This window comes from Methylocella tundrae (genome assembly GCF_901905185.1).
GTDB lineage: Bacteria > Pseudomonadota > Alphaproteobacteria > Rhizobiales > Beijerinckiaceae > Methylocapsa > Methylocapsa tundrae.
Genome location: NZ_CABFMQ020000087.1, coordinates 67,724 through 93,449, shown reverse-complemented (window position 1 = coordinate 93,449; position 25,726 = coordinate 67,724). Strand labels below are relative to the sequence as shown.

General features: G+C 63.2%; 23 protein-coding genes. 8 read left to right on the top strand and 15 right to left on the bottom strand.

Going from position 1 to position 25,726, the window contains the following annotated elements; genetic code table 11:
* Nucleotides 1–392: 392 nt before the first annotated feature.
* The 3 genes from MPC4_RS12820 (at nucleotide 393) to MPC4_RS12810 (ending at nucleotide 6,165) form a co-directional block, all read left to right on the top strand.
* Nucleotides 393–1,754, top strand: coding sequence for a TolC family protein (locus MPC4_RS12820; RefSeq protein WP_210253642.1), 1,362 nt, complete (start codon nucleotides 393–395; stop codon nucleotides 1,752–1,754).
* A gap of 134 nt (nucleotides 1,755–1,888) precedes the next feature.
* Entirely contained in the window at nucleotides 1,889–2,980 is a 1,092-nt protein-coding gene (locus MPC4_RS12815; protein WP_174512843.1) for an efflux RND transporter periplasmic adaptor subunit, read from the top strand.
* A complete protein-coding gene (locus tag MPC4_RS12810; protein ID WP_174512842.1) occupies nucleotides 2,977–6,165 on the top strand; it encodes an efflux RND transporter permease subunit in 3,189 nt (1,062 codons plus the stop codon). The genes MPC4_RS12815 and MPC4_RS12810 overlap by 4 nt, the downstream gene beginning before the upstream one ends.
* Before the next feature lie 72 nt (nucleotides 6,166–6,237).
* Here the strand turns inward: MPC4_RS12810 and MPC4_RS12805 are convergent, their stop codons facing one another.
* The 4 genes from MPC4_RS12805 to MPC4_RS12790 all read right to left on the bottom strand — a co-directional run bounded on the left by MPC4_RS12805 (nucleotide 6,238) and on the right by MPC4_RS12790 (nucleotide 11,142).
* Entirely contained in the window at nucleotides 6,238–6,828 is a 591-nt protein-coding gene (locus MPC4_RS12805) for a TetR/AcrR family transcriptional regulator (RefSeq protein WP_174512841.1), read from the bottom strand.
* A 377-nt stretch (nucleotides 6,829–7,205) separates the two neighbouring features.
* Entirely contained in the window at nucleotides 7,206–8,666 is a 1,461-nt protein-coding gene (locus MPC4_RS12800; protein ID WP_174512840.1) for a GntP family permease, read from the bottom strand.
* A gap of 3 nt (nucleotides 8,667–8,669) precedes the next feature.
* Entirely contained in the window at nucleotides 8,670–9,710 is a 1,041-nt protein-coding gene (locus MPC4_RS12795; protein WP_174512839.1) for a patatin-like phospholipase family protein, read from the bottom strand.
* Between the two features lie 370 nt (nucleotides 9,711–10,080).
* On the bottom strand, nucleotides 10,081–11,142 hold the full coding sequence (locus MPC4_RS12790) for an AI-2E family transporter (RefSeq protein WP_174512838.1): 1,062 nt from the start codon (nucleotides 11,140–11,142) through the stop codon (nucleotides 10,081–10,083).
* A 106-nt stretch (nucleotides 11,143–11,248) separates the two neighbouring features.
* On the opposite strand from MPC4_RS12790, the gene MPC4_RS12785 reads away from it, so the two are divergent.
* Entirely contained in the window at nucleotides 11,249–11,788 is a 540-nt protein-coding gene (locus tag MPC4_RS12785) for a DUF1269 domain-containing protein (RefSeq protein ID WP_174512837.1), read from the top strand.
* A 37-nt stretch (nucleotides 11,789–11,825) separates the two neighbouring features.
* On the opposite strand, the gene MPC4_RS12780 is transcribed toward MPC4_RS12785, so the two are convergent.
* Nucleotides 11,826–13,316, bottom strand: a complete 1,491-nt coding sequence (locus MPC4_RS12780) for an alpha/beta hydrolase (protein WP_425312466.1) — start codon at nucleotides 13,314–13,316, stop codon at nucleotides 11,826–11,828.
* 224 nt (nucleotides 13,317–13,540) lie between these two features.
* On the opposite strand from MPC4_RS12780, the gene MPC4_RS12775 reads away from it, so the two are divergent.
* Complete coding sequence (locus MPC4_RS12775; protein WP_244628999.1) at nucleotides 13,541–14,800, top strand: alpha/beta hydrolase; 1,260 nt, start codon at nucleotides 13,541–13,543, stop codon at nucleotides 14,798–14,800.
* Between the two features lie 12 nt (nucleotides 14,801–14,812).
* Here the strand turns inward: MPC4_RS12775 and MPC4_RS12770 are convergent, their stop codons facing one another.
* The 8 genes from MPC4_RS12770 to MPC4_RS12735 all read right to left on the bottom strand — a co-directional run bounded on the left by MPC4_RS12770 (nucleotide 14,813) and on the right by MPC4_RS12735 (nucleotide 20,890).
* Complete coding sequence (locus tag MPC4_RS12770) at nucleotides 14,813–16,453, bottom strand: complex I subunit 5 family protein (protein ID WP_174512836.1); 1,641 nt, start codon at nucleotides 16,451–16,453, stop codon at nucleotides 14,813–14,815.
* On the bottom strand, nucleotides 16,450–17,943 hold the full coding sequence (locus MPC4_RS12765) for a complex I subunit 5 family protein (RefSeq protein ID WP_174512835.1): 1,494 nt from the start codon (nucleotides 17,941–17,943) through the stop codon (nucleotides 16,450–16,452). Before MPC4_RS12765 ends, MPC4_RS12770 begins: the two co-directional genes overlap by 4 nt.
* Nucleotides 17,940–18,284, bottom strand: coding sequence for an NADH-quinone oxidoreductase subunit K (locus MPC4_RS12760; RefSeq protein ID WP_174512834.1), 345 nt, complete (start codon nucleotides 18,282–18,284; stop codon nucleotides 17,940–17,942). The genes MPC4_RS12765 and MPC4_RS12760 overlap by 4 nt, the downstream gene beginning before the upstream one ends.
* Nucleotides 18,281–19,228 carry a hydrogenase subunit MbhD domain-containing protein gene (locus MPC4_RS12755; protein WP_174512833.1) on the bottom strand — a complete coding sequence of 316 codons (948 nt, stop codon included), beginning with the start codon at nucleotides 19,226–19,228 and terminating at the stop codon, nucleotides 18,281–18,283. Before MPC4_RS12755 ends, MPC4_RS12760 begins: the two co-directional genes overlap by 4 nt.
* On the bottom strand, nucleotides 19,225–19,518 hold the full coding sequence (locus tag MPC4_RS12750; protein ID WP_174512832.1) for a monovalent cation/H(+) antiporter subunit G: 294 nt from the start codon (nucleotides 19,516–19,518) through the stop codon (nucleotides 19,225–19,227). The genes MPC4_RS12755 and MPC4_RS12750 overlap by 4 nt, the downstream gene beginning before the upstream one ends.
* The gene (locus MPC4_RS12745) at nucleotides 19,515–19,802 is read right to left on the bottom strand and encodes an MrpF/PhaF family protein (protein ID WP_174512831.1); all 288 of its coding nucleotides are present in this window, start codon (nucleotides 19,800–19,802) and stop codon (nucleotides 19,515–19,517) included. The genes MPC4_RS12750 and MPC4_RS12745 overlap by 4 nt, the downstream gene beginning before the upstream one ends.
* Nucleotides 19,795–20,292 (bottom strand): Na+/H+ antiporter subunit E, encoded by a 498-nt coding sequence (locus tag MPC4_RS12740; RefSeq protein WP_244628998.1) that lies wholly within the window; start codon nucleotides 20,290–20,292, stop codon nucleotides 19,795–19,797. Before MPC4_RS12740 ends, MPC4_RS12745 begins: the two co-directional genes overlap by 8 nt.
* Before the next feature lie 259 nt (nucleotides 20,293–20,551).
* A complete protein-coding gene (locus MPC4_RS12735) occupies nucleotides 20,552–20,890 on the bottom strand; it encodes a hypothetical protein (protein WP_174512830.1) in 339 nt (112 codons plus the stop codon).
* A gap of 25 nt (nucleotides 20,891–20,915) precedes the next feature.
* Between MPC4_RS12735 and MPC4_RS12730 the strand changes: the two genes are divergently transcribed.
* Nucleotides 20,916–22,013 (top strand): hypothetical protein, encoded by a 1,098-nt coding sequence (locus MPC4_RS12730; RefSeq protein ID WP_244628997.1) that lies wholly within the window; start codon nucleotides 20,916–20,918, stop codon nucleotides 22,011–22,013.
* 84 nt (nucleotides 22,014–22,097) lie between these two features.
* On the opposite strand, the gene MPC4_RS12725 is transcribed toward MPC4_RS12730, so the two are convergent.
* Together MPC4_RS12725 and MPC4_RS12720 are read right to left on the bottom strand one after the other, a co-directional pair.
* Nucleotides 22,098–22,307: a hypothetical protein gene (locus MPC4_RS12725; RefSeq protein WP_134487127.1), complete on the bottom strand. Its 210-nt coding sequence runs from the start codon at nucleotides 22,305–22,307 to the stop codon at nucleotides 22,098–22,100.
* Between the two features lie 420 nt (nucleotides 22,308–22,727).
* Nucleotides 22,728–22,994 carry a hypothetical protein gene (locus tag MPC4_RS12720; RefSeq protein WP_174512829.1) on the bottom strand — a complete coding sequence of 89 codons (267 nt, stop codon included), beginning with the start codon at nucleotides 22,992–22,994 and terminating at the stop codon, nucleotides 22,728–22,730.
* Between the two features lie 377 nt (nucleotides 22,995–23,371).
* On the opposite strand from MPC4_RS12720, the gene MPC4_RS12715 reads away from it, so the two are divergent.
* Both MPC4_RS12715 and MPC4_RS12710 read left to right on the top strand, forming a co-directional pair.
* Nucleotides 23,372–24,640 carry a hypothetical protein gene (locus tag MPC4_RS12715; protein ID WP_174512828.1) on the top strand — a complete coding sequence of 423 codons (1,269 nt, stop codon included), beginning with the start codon at nucleotides 23,372–23,374 and terminating at the stop codon, nucleotides 24,638–24,640.
* Between the two features lie 111 nt (nucleotides 24,641–24,751).
* Complete coding sequence (locus MPC4_RS12710; RefSeq protein ID WP_134487136.1) at nucleotides 24,752–25,258, top strand: GNAT family N-acetyltransferase; 507 nt, start codon at nucleotides 24,752–24,754, stop codon at nucleotides 25,256–25,258.
* Nucleotides 25,259–25,726: the final 468 nt, after the last annotated feature.

Sequence of the window (25,726 nt, the reverse complement as noted above, 5' to 3'; positions counted from 1 at the left end):
CAGGCGCGAAGTCGGCCACGACAGCGATCTCTTGGACGAACGTCAGCCGTCCTGCTGGCGGGTCAAGAATCCGTCGACCGCAAGCTCGATGTCCGGAGTCTGAGGAAAACCGTTAAAATTCTCGAGGATTATGGCGTTCTGCGCCGCCCCTGATCCCTCGGATCGCGCAAAAGCGTCCCGGCTCGGCGCTGTCGCCGGGAACGAGACAAACTGCTCGCAAATGCAAATGGATTGCCGCCATTTGCAGAGCAAATCCTGAATCGTGGCAGATAAGCATCACAAAACGACGATCTCTTTGTCACAGCGGGAACAAACCGTCATGGCCTCGCCTGTTCATGCTAGGTCCTCCGTACACCCTTCTCACGCATGATATTTCGACTGGCGTTCGCATGATGGAAAAGCGCGTACCGGGGCTGGCTCTCGTCGCCGCCTTCATGACGCTGGCGGCCTGCGCATCCTACCGGTCCGCGCCTCTCGACCGGGCGCCGAACCTCGCCTCACGCGTCTCGGACCTCGTAGGGGCAAACAACAGGCGGATTACGCTTGCCGACCTCGATCGGATGGTGCTTGGCAACAATCCGGACCTTCGCGCCGCGCGGGCGAAGCTGGGCGTCGCGACAGCCCAGGTCATCGAGGCCGACCTGCTGCCGAACCCGCAGATTGCACTCTCCTATCCATTCTATATGGCCGGCCCCAACGGATCGGACGCGTTCAGCGTGGGGGTTGCGCAGGACCTCAAGTCGATCCTCCTGCGTCCGACGCGGCGCGAAATTGCCGACAACGCCGCCTCCGCGATCAATGCCTCGCTGCTTTGGCAGGAATGGCAGACCCTCGGCAAGGCGCGGCTTCTTTTTGTCGACATTGTTTCAGGCGAGCGGGCCGAGAAGGCGCTCCAGCGCAGTCGCAAGTTCCTCCAGGAACGGTTCGACCTCACGAAGGCGGCGATCAAGCAGGGCAATGCGACGCTGGCGGCGCTGTCGCCCGATCTTGTGGCGGTTGGCGACGTCGAAAAGAGCTACGACGATCTTGAACGGCTGCAGCTCAATCGCCGGCATCAACTCAATGCGCTTCTTGGTCTCGCGCCCGACGCGCCACTGCTTCTTGCCGGCGCGAGCGAGACCCCGCGCATCGACGCGCAGCGAATCCGCGCGGACATGGCGAGTCTCCCCGACCGCCGGCCGGATCTCATCGCCCTGCAATATGGCTACAGGTCGGAGGATGCGAAGCTTCGTCAGGCGATCCTCTCGCAATTCCCCAACCTCGCGATTGGACTGGTCGGCGGCCGGGACAGCAGCTCCATCTATTCGTTCGGTCCGGAGGCGTCGGTTGAACTACCGGTCTTCAATCGCAACGAGGGGGCCATCGCCCTGGAGCAGGCGACCCGCGAGCAGCTCAATCGCGAGTTCAATGCGCGATTGACCGCTGCGGAGGGAGAAATCGGCGCCCTCCTGTCGGAACAGTCGCTGCTCGCCCTCCAGTTGGCCGCCATTGAGCCGCGCCTGAAAGAGGCTCGCCTCATCGCCGAAAAGACCGAGGCGGCGTTCAAGCAGGGGTCGTTCGACGAACGCGCCTATGTCGACATCGAGGTGGCGCAACTGACGCGTGAGCAGGAGAAGATCGGCCTGCAGCAGGCCCTGCTCGACGGGCAGGTCGCGCTGGCCACGCTGATCGGCGCCGGCATGCCGCGGATTTCGATCGGCCCGGAACCGCCGCCGGCCGATGTGCTCGGGCTGTTTCAAGCCACTTCTCGATAGGCCCGTCGCCCGCCGCGTCGGGGAAGGCTCCGGCGAAGGAAGTAGAGTTCTCGCGGCGTTGTCGGCCGGCGGCTTGCAAAAGAAACGCAATTCGGCGCAAAGTCAGCCGGGAAAAATTCCCGGGAAAAAGGAAAATGTCATCTGGGACGAGGTCGATCTTCGGGCGCGCCGTTCTTCGGGCTGTGCGCGGCGTGGCCGTCACGGCCGCCGTCCTGACCGCCGGCGTGTTTTTGATATCAAACTTCCAGACGTCAGAGCCTGCCGGCTCCAGCGACGCTGACGACGCGCCGAAGGCGGTGGCGCAATCGTCTTCGCCGGGAAGCGAAGCGGCGGTCGTGAAGCTGGATTCCGGCGGCCAGGAGAAGGGCGGGATCGAAACGGCGGCTCCAAAGGAGATCGCCTATCAGGGTCAGACGCGCGCCTATGGCTCGATTCTGCCGCTGGACCGGCTGACGAGCCTTTACAACGCCTCCCTCGCCGCATCGGCGCAGCTTAAGTCGGCGCAGGTCAAACTGTCGGCATCGAGGACCGCGAACGAGCGTGCGCAAAATCTGCTTAAGGTATTCCCGACAGCCGTCGCGCAGGCCGAATCGGCCGAGGGCGCCTACAAAATCGACGCCGCCGCGTTCGAGGCCGTGCAGGCGGAGGGAGAGGCTGTTAGAAACACCGCGATCCAGGAATGGGGACCGATCCTCGGCCAGGCCATTGTCGCGAGATCGCCCCTGGCGGAAGGACTTGTGCTTCGCAAGTCGGCTTTGATCCAGCTGTCGCTGCCGCCTAGCGCGACGATCGCGGCTCCGGCCCGGATCAGCGTGACGCTGGGCGGCGGATCGACCGCCGAAGCGGACTTCGTCTCCGAGGCCGCGCGGACCGATCCCAAGATCCCGAACGTCAGCTATCTCTATAAGATACCCATGGCGCCCGGCGTCCTGGCTGGAATGAGCGTGCTCGCGTATTTGCCGAACGGCGCCGCCAAACCCGGCGTCGGCATACCCCCCTCAGCGGTTATCTGGCAGGCGGGAAAGGCCTGGATCTATGTCCGGGCCGGGTCGGACAGGTTCGAGCGCCGCGCGATCGGCGAAGAGGCGGCCCCGACCGCAGACGGCGGCTATGTGTTGCCGGCGACAAGCCTGCAGCATGACAAGCTGATTGTCGTCGCCGGCGCGCAAACGCTGCTGTCGGAGGAATCGAAATCACAGATTCCATCCGACGAGGACAGCAATTGACCGCAGACGGCGTCTTCGAACGACCGCGCACCGGATTCCAGGCCGCGATCATCGGGGCGGCGATCAGGTTTCGCCGGATCGTCGTCGCCCTGAGCTTTCTGCTTCTCGGATATGGCGCCCTTTCGGTCACCCAGGCGAAATACGACGTCTTTCCTGAATTTGCTCCGCCTCAGGTCGGCATCCAGACGGAGGCGCCGGGCCTCGCCGCGGAGGAAATTGAAGTTCTGGTCACGCAACCGCTGGAGAACGCAATCAGCGGGGTCTCCGGAATTCAGATGCTGCGCTCCTCGTCGAGCCAGGGGCTATCCGTCGTCAACGTGACCTTTGACCCGGGCAGCAATATCTACCTCGACCGCCAGGTCGTCGCCGAGCGCCTCGCTTACGCGACGCAGCAGCTTCCCGCCGGCGTGAAGCCTCCCGTCCTGACGCCGCTCACCTCGTCGAGCAGCACAGTCCTTGTGGCCGGCCTGACATCGAAGACGAAAAGTCTCATGGACATACGGACAGTGGCGGACTGGACCGTGCGCCTCCGGCTCCTCGCCGTGCCGGGAGTGTCCAAGGTCGCTGTCTTCGGCGGCGAGGTCCGGTCGATACAGGTGCAGGTCCATCCCGGCGATCTCGTGCGCTATGGGGTCGGGCTCGAAGATGTCGTCGCGGCCTCGCGCAAGGCCACCGCGGTCCGCGGCGCGGGCTTTCTCGATACGCCAAACCAGCGCATCATCTTTCGCAGCGAGGGACAGGCGGTGACGCCGGCGGAGGTCGGACGCACCGTCGTTACGACCAGCGGCGCCGCAAGCGTCGTCCTGTCAGACGTTGCGACCATCGCTGATGCGCCGGAGCCCGCGATCGGCGCGGCGACGATCATGGGCCGGCCCGGTGTGGTTTTCGTCATCTCGGCGCAGTTCGGGACGAACACGCTGGACGTCACGAAGCGCGTGGAGGAGACGCTTGCGACGCTAAGGCCCGCGCTGGAGGCTCAGGGCATAGAGCTCGACGCGACTCTTTTCCGCCCTGCGACCTTTATCGACGTCGCGACGAAGAGCGTGCGCGACGCGCTTTTGCTCGGCGGCGTCTTCGTGATCGTCGTGCTTTTTCTCTTTCTATTCGACATCAGGACCGCGGCGATCTCTTGCATCGCAATCCCATTGTCGCTTTTGGCCGCCGTCATCGTGCTGAACAGCCTTGGCATAACGCTGAATACGATGACCCTCGGCGGCCTCGCGATTGCGATTGGCGAAGTCGTCGACGACGCCGTCATCGACGTGGAAAACATCGTGCGGCGTCTGCGCGAGAACCGGCACGCGGCGCGGCCAAGACCCGCCGCGAGCGTCGTCCTCGACGCTTCGCTGGAAGTGCGCAGCGCCGTCGTCTACGCGACCTTCATCGTGCTGCTTGTTTTCATCCCCGTGCTCACGCTGCCAGGGATCGCCGGCCGCTTCTTCGCCCCTCTCGGCCTTGCTTACATTCTCGCGCTGCTGGCCTCCCTGATCATCGCGCTCACCGTCACGCCGGCGCTCTGCATGATGCTTCTGACGGGACGCGCGGGCGCGGACGAAGCATCGCGGCATGCGCCCCCTCTGGTTCGATGGATGCGCGAGCCCTACGAGCGCCTTCTCGGCAGAATCGCAAAACGGCCGACCGCGGTGATGCTGGCCACCGCCGCCCTCACGCTCGGCGGCGCTGCGCTGCTGCCCTTCTTCGGCAGCGCGTTCCTTCCCGAATTCAAGGAGGGTCACTATACATTGCACATGTCCGCCGTCCCTGGCACGTCGATCGCAGAATCCGAACGCCTCGGCCTCCTCGTCACCTCAGCTCTCGTTAACGTGCCGGCAGTCCGGTCGATTTCGCAGCGCGTCGGCCGGGCCGAATCAGCCGACGACACCTGGGGACCAAATTACAGCGAGATCGAAGTCGACCTGCGAGCCGGGCTGTCGGGCGCCGAATTGAGCAAAGCGGACGCCGACATAAGAACGGCGCTTCAGGGCTTTCCCGGCCTAAACTTCTCTTTGAAGCCGTTCCTGACCGAACGCGTCGAGGAGACGCTCTCGGGCTATACCGCGGCGGTCGCGGCCAACATTTATGGGAACGACCTCGACGAGCTCGACGGCGTGGCGAAGAATGTCGCCGCTGTTATGGCGAGTGTCCGCGGCGCGAGGGACGTGCGCCTGCGAACGCCCGCCGCGACGCCGCAGCTCACCATCAGGCTGCGTGACGAAGATCTCGTCAGGTGGGGCCTCGATGCCGTCGATGTGCTCGATATCGTCCGGGCCGCTTATCAGGGCGACGTTGTCGGGCAGGCGTACGAAGGGCATCGCGCCTTCAACGTCATAACGCTGCTCGACGCTGAAAGCCGCAACAGCGTGGCCAAGATCGCGGATCTTCCTCTGCGGACGCGCAGCGGAGCCTACGTTCCTTTGGGTCAGATCGCCGATGTGAGCCAGACCACCGGCCGATATCAGGTGGATCACTTCGGCGCCCGCCGCCTGCAGACCGTGACCGCCGATGTCGTTGGCGGCGACGTTGTCTCCTACGTCGCCGAGGCGCAGAAAGCGGTGTCGGCGAAAGTCCGGCTGCCGCCGGGCGTCTATGTGGAGTTCGCGGGCTCCGCCGAGGCGCAGGCGCACGCGCGCCGCGATTTGGTCGTGCATTCGCTCATGGCCTTCGCGGGCGTCCTTCTTCTCCTGTCGCTCATCACCCGGAACTGGCGCAATCTCGTTCTCATCCTCGTCAATATTCCGTTCGCGCTCGTCGGCGGGGTGGTCGTGATCTATTTCACAGGCGCCATACTGACCATCGGGTCGATGGTGGGGTTCGTCGCGCTCTTCGGCATCTCCCTGCGGAACTCCATCATGATGATTTCGCACTACGAACATCTGGTGAGCGTGGACGGCATGCGATGGGGGCTGCAAGCGGCCGTCAAGGGCGCCGGGGACAGGCTGACGCCGATCGTGCTGACATCTCTCGTCACCGCTCTTGGGTTGCTGCCGCTCGCAGCCGGCATGGGCGAGCCGGGCCGCGAGATCCAGGGTCCGATGGCGCTGGTGATTCTGGGCGGCCTTTTCAGCTCCTCGGCGCTGAACCTTCTCGTTCTGCCAACGCTAGCCTTGCATTTCGGCCGCTTTAGGCCGCCAGGAACCACGCAGTTGCCCTTCGACCAGACTGACGCCAGGCTGGCTCCGCCTTAATACATGCGAGACGCCGCCATGGGCGCGGTAATCGCCTCCGATTGCCGCCCGTGAACCCATCGGCGTCCCCGCTCAGCCGAGCGCTGCGAGACAAAAATCAATCATCTGATCGACGGTCGGCTCCGGCTCCTGCTCGCGTTCGAGCATGAGCCGCGGATGGCAAAATTGCAGGCAGGCGCTGCGCACGAGCATCGCCGCGAGTTCGGGATCGCTGACATGGAACTCCCCCTCTCTCGCGCCCTGGGCTATGACTTCGCCCAGCGATTTGTCCAGTTTCTCCACATGTTCATGCACAATTGGCCAGTTCTCATTGAATGCCGTTTCGACAAGTTCGAACAGCTTTCGATTGGAGCGCAAGCGCTGTGCAAAGGCCTCTCTGATCGCGATCACGATTTCGCGCAGTCTTTGACGGGCCGAATCTGATTGCCTGACGATATCGCCGACCGTCGTCTCGATTTCGCTCAGAAGGCGGCGTCCGACCGCCTCATTGATCTCGGCCTTTGAGGAGAAAAAGCGATAGACGTTGGCAGGCGACATATGGAGTTCATGCGCGATGTCGGCGACGGTCGTTTTTTGAAATCCGACTCCGGCGAACAAACGCTCCGCAACGTCGACAATGTTGAGATAAGTGTCATGCTCTCTCAGATCAAACGAGTTTTTCATCCCGCAATCCAAATAAGCTGGAGAAGCAAATAGCGCTATGACCGGTTATGAATAACCTATTTTGTCAGAACTGTCTGATTTTCCCAATGAAGAAATTGTCATACTGATCTAGAATGGCTGATTTCCAAAGCGCTGCTTTTCGTTATATTGTACTGTCCGTCGCCGTAAAAATGAATAGGCGAAAATCTGCCTGGCGATCCGATAAGGGGAGCTGAATCGGCCCCGGCGAAGGCCTGCTGCAAACTGGCTGCGTTCTGCCGAGGCCGTCCGACATAGCCCTGATTGATTGGATCGCCGGAGAGGCGAGCGATCGTCAGCGGCATCCGGTTCAGTTCGCATTGGAGCCTTGGCGCAATCGCGAACGCGCCTTGCCTGCTCTAAAAGGATCCGAATGCTGTCCCCAGCGCGATCACGGCGACAAGCCCGAGAATGGCGCCGACGATCGCAACCATGACGATGTCGAAATAGCTTTCGCGGTGCGTCGAACCGCAGACCGCGAGCAGCGTGACGACCGCGCCATTATGCGGCAGGCTGTCGAGCGTGCCCGCGCCGATCACCGCGACCCGATGCATCAGCGCCGGGTCGATGCCCTGTTGGGCGGCGACCTTCATATAGGCGTCGCCGAGCGCCTCGAGTGCGATGGTGAGGCCGCCCGAGGCCGAACCGGTGAGAGACGCAAGCACATTCGTCGCCACCGCGAGCGACACCAGAGGACCACCCTCGATGCCGAGCACCCAGTCGCGCACCATGGCGAAGGCCGGCAGCGCCGCCACGACCGAGCCGAAGCCGACGAGGCTGGCGACGCTGAGGACGGGGAGGGCGGACGCATTGGCGCCGGCGTCCATGGTTGCGCGCAGCGTCGGCAGACGTCGGTAGTTGACGGCGATCAGCACGACGATCGCGGCAAAGAGCGCCGTAACGACGGCCCAGACGCCGCCTACGGCGGCCAGAGACGTCCCACCCCAGGCTTCGTCGGCGAGATAGGACGCGTCGAGCCGAGGGAGGATAAATAGCGACATCAATAAATTGACGCCAACCACGATGATCAGCGGCAAAACGGCCAAGCCGATCGGCGGCCCGCCGACGCTCTGATCGCCATGCTTGATCTCGGCGGGATCAAAGGAGCCCGAGGTCGTGGCGCGCTCGCGGACGGTCAGATCCTCGGCAGCATGCTCCGCCGCGGCGCCCGGGGCGTCGTCCTCGCCGTAGCCTTCACCCTTGCTGCGCGCCTTGGCCTCCGCGCGCGCAAGCCACCAGAGGCCGAAGCCAAGCATGATGACTGATGCGATGACGCCAAGGCCCGGCGCGGCGAAGGGGGTGGTTCCGAAAAACGGCATCGGAATGGCGTTCTGGATCGCCGGCGTTCCCGGGAGCGCTGACATGGTGAAGGTGGATGTGCCGAGCGCGATCGCCGCCGGCATCAAGCGTTTGGGGATCGCCGCAGTGCGAAACAGCGCATGCGCCATTGGCGCCAGCACGAAAAATGCGACGAAGAGGCTGACGCCGCCATAGGTGACGAGCGCGCCCGCGAGCACGACGGCCAGCACGGCGCGCTGTGGTCCAAGCCGCAAGGTCATGAAGTTCGCGATCGCGGTGACCGAGCCGCTGTCCTCCATAAGCTTGCCGAACAGCCCGCCGAGAAGAAAAATCGGGAAGAACTGCATGATGAAGCGCGCTGCGCTCCCCATGAAGGTTTGCGTCCAATGGGCGAGCAGCGGCTCCCCGGCCAATCCGGCCGCGAGCACAGCGGCGGCGGGGGCGAGCAAAAGCACGCTCCAGCCCCGATAAGCCAACCAGATGAGGAGGCCGAGAGCGACAAGGATGCCGAGAAGTCCCATGCGTTAAATTCCTTCGAGAAGAACGTCCAGGTCGAAGGTAGAGCGACGCCCAAGATCCAGCGCATGGGCCTCCAGAAAGTTCTGGGCGGATTTTCGTCCCTCATCGCGCAGCATCGAAAAAAAGGCCCATTCGGCATTGAGCTTCGAGGATGCCCCAAGCTCGGTCATGATGTCGTTCCTGACGAGGTGAATGCGCATGCTGGCCCAAAGCGCGCCTTCGCCGTCGCCCGGATCCGCGACTTTCCGCAACAGCGCCATCATGCGCAACTCCTTCAGCGCAACGGCGTTGAAGGACACCTCATTGAGACGGTTCAAGATTTCCGCGGCGGTGCGCGGCACGCCTTTGCGCTCGACCGGATTGATCGGTATCAAAATGGTGTCGTGCGATTTGCACTCCCGCACCAGAGTGGAGAGCGTTGGGTTGCCGGAATAGCCGCCGTCCCAATAAGCCTCGCCATCGATCTCGACGGCCTGGAACATGGTCGGCAGACACGCCGAGGCGAGCAGCACATCAGGGGTAATGGCGCTATTCTTGAAGACCTTGCCTCGGCCCGTGCGAACATTTGTGGCGGTGACGAAGAGGTGGATCGGCGACTGCGCCAGCACCTCAAAATCGATAAGATCGGCCAGAATGTCACGCAAGGGGTTCGAGCCCCTCGGATTGAGATCGTAGGGCGAAAACAGCCGCGACATCAGATCCATTGCAACATAAATCGGCGAAGAGTCCAGCGTCCACCGGCCAAGCAGCACATCGATCGGCCCGCGCTGGAATGGGCTGAAGCGCGCCGCGTCCGAGACGCGCCGCCAGAAGGCCTCGAGCGCCTCGCGGGCGCCCTCGGGGCCGCCCTTTTGATAGCCGTGAACCAGCACCGCCGCGTTCATGGCGCCGGCCGACGTCCCCGAAATGCCGTCAATTTCGAGCCACGGCTCCTCCAGCAAACGATCGAGCACGCCCCAGGAGAAAGCGCCATGCGCGCCGCCACCCTGCAACGCGAGATCGACAAGGATGGGATCGCGTGTGATTTTGGGTTGGGCCGCTTCCATTGACGTCTGACCTTGTGGGAGCCATCGGGACAAGCCATCTCGCTCCCGATATAAGTTACTCAAGCCAGAGCGTCACGCTTTTTTGCTGTGACGCGGACGGCTCGCGTACCGCCCAAGGGCGGAATTCTGCGCCGCCCTCGAGGAGGGGAGAAACCAGCGAACGCCGCTAAGTCTGCGCAAAAGAGAAGGCAGGCCAAGCGAGCATCGGGTTCGATTTCTAATGATTGAAATCTCAGTCGCTGTGACGCAGGCGCCTAAAGGCGTTCGCCCCGCACGGTCATGAAAGGCTTACGGCCGGCGGGCAGGTTAAGCAGGTTCGGGCGCGGCGACGAAGAGCGTAGCATCTCAATCCTATGCGCCTCGTCCCAAATTAGCGGCCGGGGATCGATGTTTCGGGCGGCGCGGGCTTGTCGTCGGGGGCTCGCCCCGAAAGCAGGACTGCGATCCAGCGGCTGCCTGGAAATTGCTCGCAGACGGTGAGACATGCGATTGCGATCGGAACGCCGATGAAGGTCCCTGGCAGGCCCCAGATGAAGCCCCAGAAGAACACCGAAAAAACGACGAGAAAGGGCGAGATGGCGAGGGTCTTCGCCGTAAACAGCGGTTCGAAATAACTGCCGATGAGGAACTGGACTATGCTTAGCGTCGCGAGGACGAAAAGAGCCGTTTCCCATGATCCGGTTTGAGCGAATGCGAACAGAGCCGGGAGCAGCGTTGCGATCAGCGGCCCGATGAAGGGGATGTAGTTCAGCGCGAATGCGATCACGCCCCACGCGGCGGCCGGTTCAAGGCCGACGGCAAGACAGAATCCCCAAACCACAAGCCCGGTCAAAATGCTCGCTATGGTGCGCACCAGCATGTAGCGGCGGAATTTTTTTGCAATTTTGGCGATGGCGGCGAGGAGCCTTGCGCCATTGGCCTCATTTCCGAGCGATTGCAGATTCTGGGCGAATTCCTCGGCTTCGAGAAGACCCATCGCCATGAAGATGAAGACGAGAAGAGAGAAGCCCACCAGCGTGTTGACGCGGACGGCGACCTCCTGAAAGACGCGCAAAAGCCAGATCACATTGAAGCGCTCGGCGACCATTGCGACGATGAAAATATCATGCAATTCGAGCCACTGTGTTCCCGCCACGTAAAGGCTTTGAAAGCGGTCGAAGTTCTGGCTGAGCCATTGTGCGATGAGACCGCCGCCCCACACGACGATCGAGGCGAGCTTGACGACGATGATCACCGTCACAAGAACCGTTACGATCAGCGCGAGGCCGCGTGGAATCCACCTTTGCAGCGCCTTTTGCAGGGGCCAAACCAGCGCGATGGCGAAGAGCGCAAAAGCGACCGGTTCAAAAACGGCGGGGGCGAAATAAAGCGCCTCCACGATCAGAAATGCGATGATCAGCGCGCATGCGATGCGAACGACATTATTGTCCATGTTTCATTCCCCCACACGATGCGCAAGGCGACCGGCTTGAAAAAAAGAAAGTGGCGGCGCATGTTGCCTCGCCGTTCCGGCACATGCGCATCCAGGGTGATTTCCGATGTCCGATCTCGTCGTCATTGTCTATCCAACTGAGGAGAAAGCCGAGGAAGTGCGCAAGCGCCTCTTCGAGCTGCAAAAGGAATATCTGATCAAGCTCGGGGACGCCGTCATCGCCACCAAATCCCCCGATGGCCAGATCAAGCTGCACCAGGTCGTCAATACAACAGCCGCCGGCGCTGTTTCCGGCAGCTTCTGGGGCCTCCTCGTTGGGATTCTCTTCCTCAATCCGCTTCTCGGCGCGGCTTTGGGAGCCGCGGGCGGCGCTCTTGGCGGCGCGCTCACGGACGTCGGCATCAATGATGATTTCATGAAGCAACTCGCGGAAAGCATCCAGCCCGGCAACGCCGCTCTGTTCGTGCTCATAGAGGATATGACCGGGGACAAGGTCATCGCGCAGATCAAGGACTACGGCGGCGTCGTGCTGAAGACGTCGTTCGATGAGACCAAAGAGCAGTTGCTTCGCAACGCTCTCGCCAGCGCCACGGCCGCCGCCGCCGCGGCTCCGGCTGAAGTCCCGGCGGGCGGCGCTTCATCCTGAGGCGCGCCACATCCCAGCGAGGCGTTGCGACAGCGCATCAAGGCGGCGCCGCCGCCTTGACCGGCTCTTCTGCCGCTCCCACGTGAAGGCCTTCTTCGATCCTTGCGATCATGTAGGGAAAGAAGGGGTTGGATGACATACGCAGAATTGAATCCAGGCTGATGATGAGAGTCCCGCGCTCGCCGCGCGGGGCGATAGCGCCAAGGTTGAGACCGAAGTTTTCTGCTGGATCCGGCCGCAATCCATAAAGTGAATCGCTGATCGGAAATGGCAGGGCGACATGCGACAGAGAATAGACGCCGGGCGGATAGAAAAGCCCGAGCGGGCGTGAGGCTTCGCTGACCGCGCCTGCCTCGGTGACGCGTTCAACGGCCTCGCTGCTATCTCCGTTCGCATTGACGATGGTCGCCGTTCTGAACAGCCGCGGCGGCTGCGGCAGGAGACGCGACAAGGCCGTCTCCGACGCGGTCCGCAAAAGTTGACCAAATTTGGCGCTCCGGTTCAGATCAAACAGCACGAGTTCGCTTCCATTCGATGGAAGCTGCGCGTAAAGCGACGATGTGATTGCGCGCGTCGAGACAGTGAAATCGACGACCGACTGAAAGGTCAGAAGCGGCGCGAGCCGATCGAGCCGCTTTTCCCGCGCGAGGCGGGTGATCTCCTGCTGAAGCACATGCGTCAGCAAATAGGATTGCCGCGCGCCATTCACCGGAAAAGAATTGTATTTGAACGGATTGAACTCCGGCAGCACGCTGAGCCACGCCGCCTTTGCAAAGGCTGGAAGCACGGACGGCAGCGCCGCCCATCCGGCGAAGCGCGCAAATCGCGTGACGCCGACCATCGGGGAAATAAGCACAATGCGATCCGGGCGCGTCAGGCGCGGATCCTCGATGGCGTCGAGGGCATATTTCAGCGCGAGCGCCCCGCCGTTCGAGAAGCCGACGAGATGCAGCGGCAGCGTCGGACCGATCCGCCGTCGCGCTTCCCTGACCGCAAGCCGCGTCGCCGCCATCCAGTCCTGCCATTGGACGTCGGTGAGGGCGCCTGGAACCGTGCCGTGCGCCGGCAGGCGGATGGCGACTGATACGAAGCCATGGTCGCGATAGGTTCTCGCTATGTGGCGCAGACTATAGGGCGAATCCGTCAGTCCGTGCAGCAGCACGACGGCGCCGAGCGACGCACCCTCGGGCTCCAGCTCATAGGAGCGGTTCCAGTCCTGCGCAAAACCTTCCGGATAGACGGGACTGCCTGCGAAATAGCGATTGACCGGGATACGCTCGTCAGCCTCGAGTTTATCGGTCACTTCCCGCCGGACATCCGCGAAGATTTTATCCTCGGCGCTGAGATAATCCGTCCAACTCGCGTGGTCGATCGCCTCGGCCGTCAGCTCGTGCGGCGCGTAAGTGTGCCAGAGCTCGAGAGGCGCCCCGCGCTGCGAGGCGTAAATACGGGCGCCGAGCAACGTCACGGCGATCAAAGCGAGAGCCATCGCGCCCCGCTTCGCGATCTTCGTCAGTCGAGCACGCACGCTTTCCTATCCCTCCCGATCGCCAGAGGCCGGTTCGGCGCCTGATTTTCGCCGCGGCGACTCACGCTATCGCATGACGCGGAACACAAAACATGACGCCGCCCGCTGCGATAGACGGAAATGAGGCGCCCGATGGGTTTTTGGACGCAGCGCCAAGCGGGGGGACGCAGCGCTCAGTTGGGCTTTGGCGCGAAGCATTATGGGAAGCTCAAGAATTTTGAGCTATGACAGAGCTTGAAGTCGATATTGACGCAGAGGGATCCATGCGCTTTGCAGCTCTCATTTTGGTCTGCGGCGTTTTAGTGGGGTGCGGCCGGCCGGCCGGCGTGCTGGCCCCCATCGAGGCAACCGTGCCGAATGCCGCGCGGGTTGATCTTCTCGTCGCGACGACGCGGGCGCCTTCAAAGGACCCCGGCATACTTTTCTCGGGCGAACGCGAAACCAGGGTTGCGCTGACGGACATCACTGTCTCCATTCCGCCGGACGACCGGCGGCGAGTCGGTCAAATCCAGTGGCCGACAAGCCTGCCGCCTAATCCGGAGACCGATTTCGCGACGCTCAACGTGACGCCGCTCACGGATGGCCGGCAACCGCAAGCCTGGTTGAAACAGCATCTGCCGCGCAACCGCCGCGTGCTCGTCTTTGTGCACGGCTTCAACAATCATTTTGACGATGCTGTCTATCAGTTGGCGCAAATCGCGCACGATTCCGGCGCCGACGCCGCCCCAATCCTGTTCACCTGGCCGTCGCGCGGAAATATTTTCCAATATGTCTATGACCGGGAGAGCACGAACGCTTCCCGCGACGCGCTCGAAGAAATGCTGCGAAACGTCGCGAAGGACCCGAGCGTCGGCGAAATCACCGTCATGGCGCATTCCATGGGCTCCTGGCTCGTCATGGAGGCGTTGCGCCAAATGTCGATCCGCGACGGCCGCGTGGCGGCGAAGGTGCGAAACGTCATTCTTGCGTCGCCGGATGTCGACGTCGATGTTTTTGCGACGCAATGGCGCGACATCGGGCAACCGCGTCCACGCCTGACCGTATTCACGTCGCGAAATGACGCCGCGCTGCGCGTCTCGCGCCGCCTCGCCGGCGATGTCGACAGGCTGGGACAGATCGATCCAATGGCGGAGCCCTATCACTCGGCGCTGGAGAAATCGGGGATCGACGTGATCGACCTTAGCGCCCTTTCGGTCGCCGGCTCTCTCAATCACTCCAAATTCGCCGAGAATCCTGAGATCGTCCAACTCATTGGCAAAAGGTTGATCGCCGGCCAGACGCTGTCCGGCTCGGAGGCGACGCTCGGCGAGCGCGTTGGCGGCTTCGCCATGGGCGTCGGCCAGACGGTTGGCGGCGTCGCCGGCGTTGCGCTCAGCGCCCCGATCGCCGTCGTCGATCCGAATTCCCGGCGCGCCTATGACGATCAGCTGAAGAACCTCGGCGATGTCGTCGACGAAACAGTGGGAACCGCGACGGATCAATAGTCGGTCAATCTGTCAGAGCCGGATCATCATCGCGGCGCCGAAAACGATGGCCAGAACGAGAAGCGAGACGGCGGCGGCGGGCCACTGCCTGATTTCGCCGTCCGCCCGCTCCAAAGCCGCGCCAATGACGAAGCTTTTGCGGAAGGCGTCCTCGCCGATGCCGATAATGTCCCCCGCGGGCGGGCGGGGCAGGCGGTCGCCCCAGCGCTGCAAGAGGAGGGCGAGCGCAGCGCCGATGAGAACCGGCCACAGGCCTTCCCAAAGCGCGTAAGGGGTCAGCGCATCGGCGATGTGGCCGCCCATCCGCGGATAGAGCAGCCAGGGAACCAGCACGGCCGCCAGCGCCATTGCGAGCCAGGGTGCGATGAGCCCCGCCGGCGCCGCTGCTTCGGCGTCCTGCGAGGCCGCGCCGGCGAGACGGCGCAGGAAATGCAGCATCAAAAGCGTGGTGCCCGCCGCCGAAAATGCTGCGAGCGCGCCGACAGGGCCGCCTCCCAGTTGCGTCTTGACCGCGAGTTTCGCCAGCGCGCCGCCCGTCAAGGGCAATCCCCCCAGACTCAGCGCCAGCACCAAAGCCGGCGCCAACGCCAGCCACAGGCGGCGGCGGGATGACGCCGCCGCGACCCCGACGGCGAGGAAAAGCGCTCCTTTCACAATCACATGATGGGCGCCATAGAAAGCGGCGTCGAGCGCCGCGCTCCGGTCGCCGGCGGCAAGCCCCATGCCGAGCACGGCGGCGATCACGCCCATCTGGCTGATGCTGGAATAGGCGAGAACCGTCTTCGGATTTTGCTGCGTGACGCCGATGGCGACGCCATAGAAAGCGGAAAACAGCCCGATTGCCGCCAGTGTCTCGCCCCAGCCGGGCAGGGCGGCGCCCAACGGCAAAAAGCGGATCAAGCCAATGACGCCGGCTTTCACGGCGGCGCCGCTCAGAACCGCTGCCGCCGGAATGGGCGCCGCCGAATAGGCAAGAGGCATCCAGCCATGCATGGGAACGAGCGCGATTTTCAGCCCGAATCCCAGGACGGTGAGCGTCAGCGCCGCATCGCGCCAGGGCGAACCCGGCAGCGCCGCCATGACGTCACGGATTGCAAGGCTGCCGCTCGGCTCGCCCGCCGCCAGCAGAACGAAGCCCATCAGCAAAAAAGTCTCGCCAAGCACGGTGAACGCCATGTAAACGCCGCCCGCACGCGCGGCCGCCGCGTCGTCATCATGCGCGACCAGTACAAAGGCCGGGATGCTGACGAGCGCGTAAACAAAATAGAAGGTGAGAAGGTCGGCGGCGATGAAGACGCCGAGGCTGCCGGTCAGCGTCAGAAGCCAACCGACAGCAAAGAGTTCGGCTTTTGGTTTACCGCGCAAATCCCGGAATGCGTAGACGCCGCCGCCGATCCAGAGCAGGGCTGCGACGGCGAGCAGCATTGCGCCCGGCGCATCGAGCAGGAGACCGAGCCGGAGCGCTGGTAGCGCGAACGTCAATGGTGGACCGCCGATCGCCAGCAGCGCAGCGGCGAGCCCAGGGAGCGGAGCGAAGGGCGCCAGCGCCAGCGCATGGCGGCGCAGCCTGCCGGACAGGCAGGCGACGAGCAGAATAAGCGGCGCCGCCAGCGTTCCGACAAGCATCCCTTGGCCAATCGCGCCGCCGATCATGGGAGCCCTCCCAAAGGCAGCCGGCCGATTTGCAGCAGCTCGAAGAAAGCCGGCGGCGCGAAGCCGAGAAGCGCCCCGACAACAGCCAGCGCCAGCGCGATGGCTTCGCGGCCGCGCCGCGGCCGCGCCTTCAGAAGCGGGCTTCCATTCGCCAGCGCCGGGGCGAGGGCGCGATAAATGTAACCGCCGGCGAGAAGGCCGCCGGCCAATATTACAACAGCCCAGATCCATTGGCCGGCCTCGACAGAGGCTTTGAGCAGAAGCCATTTTGCCGCGAAGCCGCCGCTCGGGGGCAATCCCATCAGGGACAGGCCGCCAAGACCAAACGCAAACACGGTCATCGGCATCGCCCGGCCAAGGCCGCCAAGCTCTTTGATGCGGTCATGGCCGAGGCATTCGGCGACAAGGCCCGCAGCGAGAAACATCGCGGCCTTGGCGAAGGCATGCGAGAGGGTCTGCATCAAGCCGCCGCTCCAGGCGACCGCGGCCCAGGGATGCGCGCTGCCGGCGGCGAGCGGAAACATCAGGAACAGATAGCCGATCTGCGCGACGGTCGAATAGGCAACGAGGAGTTTGAGCCGCGCCTGCCGCAGGGCGAGCACGCTGCCGAACAGAATCGCCGCCGAGCCAAGCGAGGCGAGGATCGCCATTGCCGTCTCGTTGGGAATGGCCGGCAGCACGTCGAACCACAGCCGCACGATCAGAAAAAATGACGCCTTGACGACCAATGCCGAGAGTACGGCGCTCGCCGCCGCGGGCGCGTTGGCGTGCGCTGGCGGCAGCCATAAATGCAGCGGGAAGAGAGCGGTTTTGGCGAGAAGGCCCGCCGTCATCAGCCCGGCCGCGACCCAGACGGCGGGCTCGGATTGAATCCGGCCCGACAGAAGCACGATGTCGAGCGTCCCGTAAGCGCCGTAGAGCAAAGCGACGCCAAGCAGATAGAGCACCGACCCAAACAGGGCGAAGAGCAAATAGCGCAACGCCGCGACAAGCGTTTCCGGCCGCCCGTCGAGGCAAACAAGCGGCACGGCGGCGAAGGTCAACAGCTCCAGAGCGACATAAAGATTGAAGAGATCGCCGCCGACGAAAACAATGTTCAACGCCGCCAGAAGCGCCTGCAGCAGCGTCCAGAACGCCAGCGGCGCGCGCGCCTCGGGAACGTCCTCGGGCGTGCGGAAATTGGCGCGCGCGAAAAGTCCCGCGGCCGCGATCACCAACGCCGCCGTCACCAGCATCACGGCCGAGAATCCATCGGCCCGCAAGGCGATCCCAAGCGGCGGACTCCAACCGCCAAGAACGTAGACAATCGGCCTCTGCGCGCGGAAAACGGCGAACGCGATGGCGCTGGCGACGCCTAGTGAAAACGGCATGAGCGCGAGGGCGATGCGTTCGGCGTTTCGCCCGCCGAGCAGAAACGACAAAAGCACGCCCGCGACCGGTAAGACGATCGCAAGGACCAGCAGAAAGCCGCCGGTTGTGGCGTGTATCACGTATCGGCTCCGTCGGCAGGAGGCTTTGGCGGCGGGGCTGTTGGTCGCAGCGACGTCCGCCCGGTTTCCTGAAACAGCCGGAGCAACAAAGCGATGGCGAGCGCGCTTGCGGAAAAAGCGACGACGATGCCTGTGATGACCATTGCCTGAGGCACGGGGTCTGCGGGAAATCCGGCGGCCGCGCCCTTGCGGGCCATGATGCCAAACATCAGAAACACGCCGCTGCCGAGCAGATTGAAGGCAAGGATCTTGCGCAGCGGCTGCGGCTTGACGATGAGGCCGTAAAGGCCAAGACCGACCAGCGCCGCGCCGATCAGCCCCGCCAGCGTCGCAGCGGTCATGGGCGTGGCGCCCGTGTTGGCGGACCCGCGACGAGCATGGGAAGAATCGCCGCGATGGTCAGCGTCATGAACGCCTCGATGAAAAGGATAAGCGGCTTGGCGAAGCCTGAAGGGTAGGCAAGAAAGCTTCCCGCCGCCAGAACGCCCGCGGCGCCGATCGCCATAAAGACCACCGGCCCGGCAATGAGCGTCATGCGCAGCCAGAAGGAATTGATCTGCGGGGCTTCCACGAGTCTTGCCATGATGACGATCATCCACATGGCGGCGAGAAGGGCTCCGCCCTGGAAAGCGCCGCCCGGCTCATCCGCGCCGACCCAGAAGATATGAATGCCGATGAGCACGCCGAGCGGCGCCAACATTTGAGCGAGGAAAGCGAGCGCGCCCTCAGGCCGCCCCGCACGTGGGGCGCCGGGGGCGCCCCCCCACAAGTGGTCAGGCGCGAGCGACCATACGCCGATGACGGCGAGGACCAGCACCACCTTCTCGAGCATGGTGTCGAACGAGCGATAGGCGATCAGGACAGCGGTGATCGGGTTGCCAAGGCCGGTCGCGGCGAGGTGCTCAGCCGCGGCCGGGGCCAGCGTCGGCGCCGGATCAGGCAAAAGAAGCACAACAGCTGCGAGCGCCGCCGCCACAACGGCGCAAAGGACTCCGGCAAGGACGCGCAAGGGCGTGCTGAGTTGCTCGTCCACGGTCGATCTTTCGGCCTCGCGCAGCCGCGCCGCGGCGCCTATCAGCAGAACGCCGGTCACGCCGCTACCGATCGCAGCCTCCGTCAGCGCCACATCGACCGCGAACAGGCGAACCCAGACGATCGAGAGCAGCAATCCATAGGCGACATAGCCGACGACCGCCGCGAAAGCCTCACGCGCGAGTATGGTCCAGGCCGCGACGGCGAGAACCAGGCCTCCGAGCCCGACATCGAGAGCCTGAAGCACGCTCATGCGACAGGACCCTTGCGCCGTATCCCGCGCGCGATGAGTTGCGCTGTGGTCGCTCCGGCCAATTGCACGAGCGCCCAGATGGCGATGAGTTTCAGCGCTCCAAGCAGATTGTCCGCGCGGGGCAGCAGGCCGAGCACAACGAGGCCGAGACCGAGATTATCGGCCTTGGTCAGCGCGTGCAGCCGGCTCAACGCGTCCGGAAAGCGCAGCAGTCCGACGGCGCCGGCGAAGAAAAAGAAGGCGCCGGCGCAGATCGCGACGGTGCTGAAGATGTCGAGAACGAGGCTCATCTGCCTGTCGTCCGTTGCGTGTCGTCCGGCTCGGCCGGCGCGCCGCCGCCGACAAAAGCGACCGACGCGAAAGCGGCGAGCAGGGCGAGGCCCAAGGCGACATCCTCGACGCCGCGCGCGCGGGTCGCCGCGGCGACGAGCAGAAGCGAGGCGACGCCGCCCGTGCCGAGAAGCTGCGCCGCCATCATTCGGTCGGCGTTGCCGGGGCCGCCGAGAATCCGTTTGAGGCCGATCGCGACGGTGAATAGAACGAAGCCGGCGGCGGCGAGGAGAAAATCACTCATGCCCGAGAGCCCGCATGAATAAGGATTCTTCTGCGGCTAGATTTGCAGCGACGGGTTGCTCAACATCAAGGCAATGGACGAGCAGAACTCCAGCGTCGTCGATTCCGGTCGGCAAGGTTCCGGGCAGAAGACTGCTGAACGCGCAAAAGGCGCTCCGCGCGCCGCCGGGCGGCAGCCGCAAAGGGTAGGCGACAAATCCCGGACGCAGCGGCAGCCTTGGGTCGAGCGCGCGCCAGGCGACCTCGACGCCGGAGACCACAGACTGTCGCGCGAACCGCAGGATCAGCGCTGCGAGCGCTAACGGCCGCAGCCGCGACTCTCCTGGAGGCAACAGGCGCAGACTTGTCCAAGTTGCGGCTGTTGCGGCGGCGGCCCCGACAGGGAGATTAGCGAGGTCGCGCCCGGAGATCATCAGCCAAAAGGCGAAAAAAATCGCGCCGCGCGCCGCCGCGGCCCGCGGGATTCCGGCTTCGGCCCTCAACGCGCTCAAAGCGACCGTCCCGCGTCAGCGCGGGACGCAGAACGAGCGAAATCGCAGGTCAAGATACGCGAAAAGCTCAAGGACATTCACGAAACCGCGGAGGCATCTCGCGCCGCCTGTTCGTTTGGCTGGCGTCGCCAAACGACGAGCGTCCGAGATTCTGAAAAACTTTATCAGCTTCTTTCATCGGCACAATGGCTCTGCGTTTCATGCGTCGAAGACGCACGGCATAGCATTGACTGACCGCTGCGACCCTCGCCGGCGCGGATCATGAATTCGAGCGCAGGAAAGATTGGGACATCGCGCACAGAATCGAGACTTCAAGCTCAATCCAAACCAGCAGAAATCCGACATAGTTCAGGAAAAGCAAAACCATTGCACGGAAGCGCCGCGCCCCTCCAGCAGCCGCAGGCATCGCCTCATAAGCCATCGACCCGACAATTTTCTCCTGGCCCCCCTCCATAAAGATTGTCGGTTCGTTGGTCTGCGGCAGGGATCTGGATCCCTGCCGCAGATCTCTTTCGCCCGCTTCGACGCCAGCAGATTCGTCTCTTTTCTCTGCTCTTTCGCGCTGCCATGTCGCAACGGCGACAAGATTGGGTCGCAAAGGCTCCCTATGACGCCTCGTCGCGATGACCGGCATCGGCGGGGCGATCGTCGGAGATCGCGCAATGGGATTCGGGGGCAGGGGACAAGGGCGACGGCTTCGTGGAATCTGCCCGCGCCCTGCGCTCATTGCCCTTTCGGCCATCTTGCTGCTTGGCGCGACACAGCGGCTCGCGGCTCAGGCAGGCGCCAGTGATGCGAGGGACGACGCCGATGCAGCGCGGATCGACGCGCTTTTGGCGACTCCCAGCGCGCTGACTCCAGCGCCGCAGACGAACATCTTCGCAACCAGTCCCGGCCTTGAGGAGCAGGCGCCCTCGCCACGTTTCACGTTCAATGTTCTGACGCCTGTCTATTTCAATTCGAACCCCGAATCGGCCTCGGCCGGAGGCGTCTCGACGGCCGAGGTCAGCCCGGTTGGATCGCTCTCCTGGGCGGCGCCGGTTTTTGATCTGCCTCTAAGAGTTTCGGCCAATCTGCGCGCCGAATCAGATCGATTCACCGGGTCGAGCGGTCCAGATCTTGACAAGCTCGCCGGTACGCTCCGCCTGCAGGCGATCGACCCCAACAATGATCAGGGCTTTTCTCCCTATCTCGTCTATGCGCCGAGGATGGATCTTGCCCCAACTTTCGCGCAGGAAATCGCGACGCGTCAGGATCTCAACCTTGGCTTCAACAAGATCTTCAATTTCGATGCAAACTTTCAGGCCATCCCCGCCGCCGGCAATACCCGCGCCTCGACCGTCTGGTCCTTCGGATTGACGTTTTTTGCTCAGCGAAGGTTCAGAGATCCAACGCCGTCATCTTACGCTCTCTATGTTATTCCATCGGTATCCTACGTCATTGACGAGCAATGGAACGTCAGCCTTGGCGTGGAAACGATCCGCCGCTGGTTTGATTCGAACGGCGGCGTTTCGCGCGCGGACTGGCTGGTCGAACCGATCGCCACGCTCGAATTCGTGCTGCCGGCTTCGTGGCTCGGCGCAGGGGGAAACGCGCGGCTTTTCGGCCAGCCGGCTCTCGATTTTCAGACGTCCTACGAGAGGGCCTCGTCAAGCTTCTCTAATTCGAGCTTCAGCACATGGACGGTCGGCGCGGCGCTCAAGACAGGCTGGCGCTTTTGAGGCGAGGCCTGTCCCGCCGTGCGATCGCGCCCGCGCGCGATCCGCCTCGCGTCGATAAAGATTGAGCTGAGCCATGATCGACGGTCAGCCGGCGCCGCCGACGGAACAGACGATTTTTTCATATTCTTCGCCCTGGGGACCGATTGCAGACTGCGCGAGCTGGCTCTGGCCCCAAAGGCCGCACATCATGGCGTTGCCAACATCGGGCCCGCGCGACGCGCTGATGGCGTTCATGGGCGAACATTCTTCGACAGGGGTCGACAAGGAACAAACGAGAATCAAGATCTTGGTCATCACTGCTTTCCAGTCTTTCTGGACGCCGACCTCCCGACATCATTTTCCCGTTACAAGCAAGTACCGTGCCGCTGGCGCTTGCCGGCCCAAGACCGCGATCGAACCTTAGCGCCTCGAGCGAACAAAACTGACGCGTCAGACGCTTAAGGTCTGAAAAGAGCCATCATCACGAGGCCAAGCAGTGCCAGGGCGGCGATCGTCCTTGTGTCATTGGCGAAAGCTTTGCGAAGAAGTTTCATAGGCTTTGCGTCCATTTTAAGAGCAGAACCCCCCATCCGCCTGGCGGGAGCGACCGCGTCGGAAGAGCCTGCGCCCCTATCCTTAATGCGGTGTTTACGAAATCTGAGTGCTTAACCGCACTGCAAGGCGGGCGCATGACCCAAAGCAGCGCAATGTGCGATTTGCCGCCAACAAACAGCTCTAATGCCGGTAATGCCGATAGCGCCGGTGATGGTGGTGATACCGGCCGGTGTGCTGCGGAATGCCGAGCACGCCTTTGACGCCGCCCGCGACCCCTCCGACCGCGCCGCCCACCGCGCCGCCAACAACGCCACCGACGGGACCCGCCGCGCGATGCCCTGTCGCCGCGCCTTGCTCCGCGCCACGCACGACGCCTTGAGCTTCGGCCGCCAGCGGCAACGCTAGCGCCCCGACAAGGGCCGCCGCGAAGATAAATTGCCTTTTCATCGGAAATCTCCTTTGGGAGCCGCATTGGCCCCGTTTTTATGGACTGATCGACCCTTTGGGATTCTTGATCCCGGATGGACCTTGGCGAAACGGCATGGCGCATTTGCGGCGGCGCTCTTAGTCCTCTCACCGGGCGATGAAATAGGACGGCGGATCGCGTGGAAATGGCGTCGCGCCCCAACAGATGTTCTGGAGCGTGATTTAAAGTTCTATCCAGATTGCGCGATGGGAGCGCGCCCGGCGAGGCGTTTGGCTTCCGCTTTCTTTTTGCAATTCGGCTATAAACTGTTGCGCAAGATCCACAGCGCCGGAAGATTTTGGACGCTAAGATGAATGTGCGGGGCAGATTATCTGCGCCCCTTTGACCGAAGTGGGCCATGTCCGTCGCCTCCCACCATACTGAAACGCCCGCCGCCGACGCCGCAAAGCTGCTCATTCGGCTCGGATTGACGATTTTGATGGTGGCGCTGCCCTGCGTCGGCGTGGTTGCGCGCGGCGCGATCTACGTGCTGATGCCGATCGGCGCCATTCTGATCCTGATCGGCGCCGTCGTCGGCGCGCCGGACCATGGGCCGCGTCACTTGCGAACCGCGCTGCTTTCTCCGGCAGGCCTCACGGCGCTTTTTCTGACTTTCTGGGCGGGCCTTTCCCTCGCTTGGACCCCGTTCCCGGGGGAGGCGGCGCAGCGCTTCGCGCAGATCGTCGGGACGACCTTTCTCGTCGCCCTCGTCGCCGCATTTCTGCCGGCGCGGACGAGAGCGGTCGATCTTTATCTCTTGCCGGTCGGCGCCACGCTGAGCGCCCTCGCGATGCTGGTCCTTCGATGGCGCGCTCCGGACTGGTTCATCGGCGCTTCGGAATTCGACGATTCGCTGTTTGAGCGCTCGATGATCACCTTGATCGTTCTGGTCTGGCCGGCTCTCGGGGCTCTGTCCTTGCGGGAACACTGGATTTTAGCGGCGGGACTGGCCATGCTCGCCGCCGCAGTGGCGCTTGTTGGATTTGCTCAGATCGGCCTCGCGGCGATGGGGGCGGCGGCCTTCGTCTTTGCTTTAGCAATGTCGAATCCTGGCGCGCTCGCCCGCATTCTCGGCTTTGTCTTCGCGGGCTTGGTTCTGTTCGCGCCAATGCTGCCCTTGATCTACGCCCCGATCTTTCACTGGACCGGCCGCGATCCGGGCGCCGCTTCGCAATCCATGTTGATCTGGCGCGATCTGATCATTTCGGAATGGCCCCGCCTTATCACCGGGCATGGCTTTGATACGGCCAATCACGGCCTCGGCCTCGGCTATTTGCCCCCGTTGACGCCGAAAAGCCTCCTGTTCGTCATCTGGTATGATCTCGGCGTGATCGGCGCCGTCGCGTTCGCGTTTCTAACGGCGCGAATTTTCCGATTGGCCGCCAGGAGTCCGGCCATCGTCGCTCCCTCCGTTCTGGCAGGTTTCGTCGCCGTCCTCACTCTGTCTATTCTCGGCGTCGCCACGGCCCAGATCTGGTGGGTGACATTGATCGATTGCGCCGTCATCGCTTTCATCATCCTGATCAAAGGCATTTACCGGACGCAGCGGCCGGCGGCGCCGATGACCGAGACGGCTCTTGATTACGATGGCGAAGATGCGGCTTCGGCGGCTCTGCGGAGCGGCTGAAGGCGGCGCTTGTCGAGCGCCGGCGCGGTTTTTGAATCCGCGCGCCCGATTATTGCATGCGGCTCCAAGAAGGTCTTGCGGGCGTGGGGCAAGCGGTTTTAACATTGCCTTATGATCGAGGCAGTCATCACCATCAGAAACGCGCGTGAAGGGGACGCCCAGGGCATCGCCGACGTGCATGACGCCGCTTGGCGGGACGCCTATCGGGGAATCATCCCCGGTCGGGAGCTTGAGCGCATGATCGCGCGGCGCGGACCGCGCTGGTGGCATTCGGCGATCGTTCGGGGATCGCGGCTGCTTGTTCTCGATTTTGACGAGACGATCGGCGGCTATGCCAGCTATGGGCGCAACAGGGTGCCGTCGTTGCGCTATGGCGGCGAGGTCTTTGAGCTCTATGTAGCGCCGGAGTTTCAGGGCCTTGGTTTCGGCAAGCGCCTGTTCGAGACGGCGCGCAAGGATCTCGCCGAGCACGGCTATCCATCCTTCCTCGTATGGGCGCTCGCCGACAATGAGCGGGCCGTGCAATTCTATAAGAGGCTCGGGGGATTGAACGTGCGTCAGGCCAATGAGCGTTTCGGCTCAGAGATACGGGCGCGGCACGCCTTCGCCTTCAGTTGAAGCGAGACCTTTCGGGCCGACATCATGCGGTAAAACAAAGGCTTAGAGAGAGGAATGCAATTCCGCCTGAACGCATTCTGCTCACGGGCTGGGTGCACAAAGATTGCAGACGACGTTGGGAACAAGATCATGCGTCGAAACAGAGAGATAAGGAGCGCTGCCGATCCGACGCCGAAGCATCGTGCCGGCGCATCGCCGGCGTGACTCGCTGGTTGCTGTTTCGCGCAGAGGCTCGCCGCGCAGAAGGACCGTCGCGGCATTTGGGATAATGCTTAGGTTGGACTTGAAGGACGCCGGAGGTTGGAGCATAAGGCCCGGGAACCGGGCTTGAAACAATCTCAGGCTTTCGGGTCGATTATCCTCTCCGTCACTCTTGCGGGAACGTCGTTTTCGCTGATCCAGCTGATCTCATTGACGTCTTTGCTGTCTGGCGTCGCGTCATGCCAATTTCCTTCACTCCAGGGAACA